This is a genomic window from Nocardia sp. NPDC059228 (genome assembly GCF_042754245.1).
GTDB lineage: Bacteria > Actinomycetota > Actinomycetes > Mycobacteriales > Mycobacteriaceae > Nocardia.
Genome location: NZ_JBHZAL010000167.1, coordinates 1 through 1,098, shown reverse-complemented (window position 1 = coordinate 1,098; position 1,098 = coordinate 1). Strand labels below are relative to the sequence as shown.

At 72.7% G+C, this 1,098-nt stretch carries 1 protein-coding gene; it reads right to left on the bottom strand.

What is annotated here, in order from left to right; all coding sequences use genetic code 11:
• Positions 1-42: 42 nt before the first annotated feature.
• Positions 43-936, bottom strand: a complete 894-nt coding sequence (locus ACFXKA_RS43225) for an LLM class flavin-dependent oxidoreductase (protein ID WP_379431946.1) — start codon at positions 934-936, stop codon at positions 43-45.
• Positions 937-1,098 lie beyond the last annotated feature (162 nt).

The following is a 1,098-nucleotide window of genomic DNA, read 5'->3' as shown; positions in this document are numbered from 1 at the left end:
GCGTCTGGCTGGCCGACGCCGTACCGCCGCGCTATCTCCGCTTCAGCGGCTGAGCTGCGCGAGCCCTTCCGTGGCGATCCGCTCGAACAGGGCCGGATCCATCGCGAAGTCGGAGTCCGGGATCGGCGCGTGGACCACGATCTCCGTGATCCCCAGCTCGAAGTGCCGTCCCGCGAAGTCCACGAACGCGTCGAACGAATCGAGCGGACGCCCCGGCGTGAAGCCGCTGAGCAGGATCTTCTCCAGACCGGCCGCGTCACGCCCGATCTCCGCGCACGCCTGGCCGAGCCGGCCGATCTGTCCGCGGACCGCTGCCAGCGACTCCTCGGCAGTGCCGGACTCGAAGAGCTTCGGATCCCCCGTCGTCACCCAGCCCTGGCCCAGCGCCGCAGCGAGCCTCAGTCCGCGCGGCCCGGTGGCGGCGACGGCGAACGGCAGCCGCGGGCGCTGCGCACACCCCGGGATGTCGCGGGCCTCGACCGCCGAGTAGTACGTCCCCTCGGCCGTCACCGCGTCCTGCGTCAGCAGCCGGTCGAGCAGTGTCACGAACTCCGCGAACCTGTCGGCCCGTTCACGCGGCGACCAGGGCTCCTGCCCGAGCACCACGGCGTCGAAGCCCGTCCCGCCGGCCCCGATCCCGAGGGTGACCCGGCCGTCGGAGATGTCGTCCAGCGAGATCAGCTCCTTGGCGAGCGTCACCGGATGCCGGAAGTTCGGCGACGTCACCAGCGTGCCCAGCCGCAGCCGGGTGGTGGCGACCGCAGCGGCCGTCAGGGTCGGGATCGCGCCGAACCACGGGCCGTCCCGGAAGGTGCGCCACGACAGATGGTCGTAGGTGTACGCCGCGTGAAAACCCAGCTCCTCGGCGCGCGACCACTCGTCGCGACCGCCCTCGTGCCAGCGGCGGACGGGAAGAATCACAGTGCTCAGACGCATGGCCCCGACCCTACGTCCCGCCGTCGGCACTCGGTGGGGCGGGCGGTTCGGCAGGCGCCGGCAGGGGCTGCGGCGGGTATCGCGGCCGTGCGGTGCGGCGGGCGTGACGACGCGGCGGTGCGGTGAGTGTCCGCCACTTGCGGGCGTGAGGGCGCTCACATG

Bases quoted from the DNA above. Each gene is read 5' to 3' on its own strand.
- ACFXKA_RS43225 (WP_379431946.1), bottom strand. From the start codon at position 936: ATGCGTCTGAGCACTGTGATTCTTCCCGTCCGCCGCTGGCACGAGGGC.